This window comes from Roseateles sp., assembly GCF_036404855.1.
Classification (GTDB): Bacteria; Pseudomonadota; Gammaproteobacteria; order Burkholderiales; family Burkholderiaceae_C; genus Pelomonas.
This window is the reverse complement of the sequence record NZ_DASWYS010000310.1, coordinates 1-2515: the sequence shown is the minus strand read 5'-3', so window position 1 is coordinate 2515 and position 2515 is coordinate 1. Positions and strand designations below refer to the sequence as shown.

At 65.0% G+C, this 2515-nt stretch carries 2 protein-coding genes; both read left to right on the top strand.

Annotated elements, in window-relative coordinates:
* Window positions 1-1208, top strand: a 1208-nt coding sequence (locus VGF12_RS20755) for an Hsp70 family protein (protein ID WP_331177950.1), incomplete at its 5' end; no start/stop codon positions are given.
* A 105-nt stretch (window positions 1209-1313) separates the two neighbouring features.
* A complete protein-coding gene (dnaJ, locus tag VGF12_RS20750; RefSeq protein WP_331177949.1) occupies window positions 1314-2456 on the top strand; it encodes a molecular chaperone DnaJ in 1143 nt (380 codons plus the stop codon).
* The last annotated feature ends 59 nt before the right edge of the window (window positions 2457-2515 follow it).

Below are 2515 nucleotides of genomic sequence, written 5' to 3'. Positions count from 1 at the left end.
AGTTCAAGAAGGACCAGGGGGTGGACCTGTCCAAGGACGTGCTCGCCCTGCAGCGCCTGAAGGAAGCCGCTGAAAAGGCCAAGATCGAACTGTCCAATTCGGCCGCCACCGACATCAACCTGCCTTATGTCACGGCCGACGCGTCGGGTCCCAAGCACCTGAACATCAAGCTCACCCGCGCCAAGCTCGAAAGCCTGGTCGACGAACTGATCGAGCGCACCATCGCGCCCTGCCGCACGGCCATCAAGGATGCCGGCATCAGCGTGTCCGACATCAACGACGTCATTCTGGTCGGTGGCATGACCCGCATGCCCAAGGTGCAGGAGAAGGTCAAGGAGTTCTTCGGCAAGGAGCCGCGCAAGGACGTGAACCCCGACGAAGCCGTGGCCGTGGGCGCCGCCATCCAGGGCCAGGTGCTGTCGGGCGACCGCAAGGATGTGCTGCTGCTGGACGTGACGCCCCTGTCGCTGGGTATTGAGACCCTGGGCGGCGTCATGACCAAGATGATCACCAAGAACACCACGATCCCGACGAAGTTCGCACAGACCTTCTCCACCGCCGACGACAACCAGCCGGCCGTGACGATCAAGGTGTTCCAGGGCGAGCGCGAAATCGCTTCGGGCAACAAGCTGCTCGGCGAATTCAACCTCGAAGGCATTCCGCCGGCAGCACGCGGCACGCCGCAGATCGAAGTGTCGTTCGACATCGACGCCAACGGCATCCTGCACGTAGGCGCCAAGGACAAGGGCACCGGCAAGGAAAACAAGATCACCATCAAGGCGAACTCGGGCCTGTCCGAAGCCGAGATCCAGCAGATGGTGAAGGACGCCGAGATGAACGCGGCCGACGACAAGAAGAAGCTCGAGCTGGTCCAGGCCCGCAACCAGGGCGAAGCCGCCGTGCACAGCGTGAACAAGAGCCTGGCCGAGCACGGCGACAAGCTCGATGCTGCCGAAAAGGACGCGATCACGGCCGCCGTGAAGGATCTCGAAGAAGCCCTCAAAGGCGAGGACAAGGGCGCCATCGACGACAAGACCGCGGCCCTGATGTCCGCCAGCCAGAAGCTCGGCGAGAAGATGTATGCCAACGAGCAGGCCGCTCAGGCAGCGCAGGGAGCGGCGGGTGCCGACACCCAGCAATCCGGCGCCGCGCCCGCCGACGACGACAACGTCGTGGACGCGGAAGTGAAGGAAGTGAAGAAGGGCTGAGCCCGCAGGAACTGCGCACCGGGCGCAGTCCATCGACCGAGCCGCCGTGCTGGAAGCCCGCCAGGCTTTCGCGCGGCGTTCCTGTTCCAACCGGGCTGACGATTCATGTCAAAACGAGACTATTACGAAGTCCTGGGGGTGCCCAAGAACGCCTCCGAGGACGAGATCAAGAAGGCCTATCGCAAGCTGGCGATGAAGTACCACCCCGATCGCAACCAGGGCGATGCGGGGAAGGCGGCGGAGGAACGCTTCAAGGAGGCCAAGGAGGCCTACGAAATGCTCTCGGACGCGCGCAAGCGCTCCGCCTACGACCAGTTCGGCCACGCCGGGGTGGACCCGAACATGCGCGGCCCCGGTGGCCCGGGCGCCGAGGGGTTTGGCGGGTTCGCCGAAGCCTTCGGCGACATCTTTGGCGACATGTTCGGCCAGTCCGGTCGGGGTCGGGCGGGCGGGCGCCAGGTCTATCGCGGCAGCGACCTGAGCTACGCGATGGAAGTCACGCTGGAGGAAGCCGCGCGCGGCAAGGACGCCCAGATTCGTATTCCGTCCTGGGAAAGTTGCGAAACCTGCCACGGCAGCGGCGCCAAGCCCGGCACGAGTGCCAAGACCTGCGGCACCTGCAGCGGCTCCGGCACGGTGCAGATGCGCCAGGGCTTCTTCAGCGTCCAACAGACCTGCCCGCACTGCCGCGGCAGCGGCAAGATCATTCCCGAGCCCTGCAGCACCTGCCAGGGCCAGGGCAAGGTGAAGAAGCAGAAGACGCTGGAAGTGAAGATTCCAGCCGGCATCGACGACGGCATGCGCATCCGCAGCACCGGCAACGGCGAGCCAGGGACCAACGGCGGGCCGCCGGGCGATCTGTACATAGAAATCCGCCTCAAGAAGCACGACATCTTCGAGCGCGACGGCGACGACCTGCACTGCCAGGTGCCGGTGAGCTTCATCACGGCCGCACTGGGCGGTGAGATCGACGTTCCGACACTCGACGGCAAGGCAGCGATCGACATTCCAGAAGGCACCCAGGCCGGCAAACAGTTCCGCCTGCGCGGCAAGGGCATCAAGGGCGTGCGCGCCAGCTACCCCGGCGACCTGTACTGCCATATCGCGGTCGAAACGCCCGTGAAGCTCACCGAGCACCACAGAAAGCTGCTGCGCGAACTGGACGAGTCGCTGAAGAAAGGCGGCTCCAAGCACACGCCGGGCGAGGAGAGCTGGGCCGACAAGCTGCGCGGGTTCTTCGGGGCCTGAGCGCCGGCTTCGTCCGCGCAACGTCTGAAAAGGGCCGGCTCCGCCGGCCTTTTTCATGT

What these genes read in the sequence shown, in the direction of transcription:
- dnaJ (WP_331177949.1), top strand. Translation starts at nt 1,314, where the DNA reads ATGTCAAAACGAGACTATTACGAAGTCCTGGGGGTGCCCAAGAACGCC.